Origin of the sequence: Tanticharoenia sakaeratensis NBRC 103193, assembly GCF_000963885.1 — a bacterium.
GTDB classification, from domain to species: Bacteria; Pseudomonadota; Alphaproteobacteria; order Acetobacterales; family Acetobacteraceae; genus Tanticharoenia; species Tanticharoenia sakaeratensis.
This window is the reverse complement of record NZ_BALE01000080.1, coordinates 1-362: the sequence shown is the minus strand read 5'-3', so window position 1 is coordinate 362 and position 362 is coordinate 1. Positions and strand designations below refer to the sequence as shown.

Below are 362 nucleotides of genomic sequence, written 5' to 3'. Positions count from 1 at the left end.
TGTTGCGCGTCGTCAGCCATGCGTGCTCGGTCCTGTCAGAAAATAAAAAGGGAATGGGCGCCCGGTCTTCAGGATTTGAGAGCCGGGGGCAGTCTCTGGAGCGGAACCGCGATACGTGGCGGGTATGTGCGGACCGGGAGGATCAGCAGGACCACCAGCATGATGACGGCCACGCCGGCGAAGACGAGAAAGGCGTCGCTGATCGCGAGCACTGTGGCCTGCTTCGACAGTTCTTCGCGAAAGGCGAGCACGCTCTGCGGTGCGCGCGGCGTGCCATTGGGCAGGAGCGGTGCCGGGTGCTGCCACGACACGCCGTGTGCCTGATAGGTGCGGAAGCGCTCGCGGCCGAGCTGGTCGGCCAG

1 pseudogene is annotated in these 362 nt (G+C 65.5%); it reads right to left on the bottom strand.

Annotated elements, in window-relative coordinates:
* Positions 1-68 precede the first annotated feature (68 nt).
* A pseudogene (locus B8446_RS16375) lies at positions 69-362 on the bottom strand (MFS transporter); the annotation flags it as partial.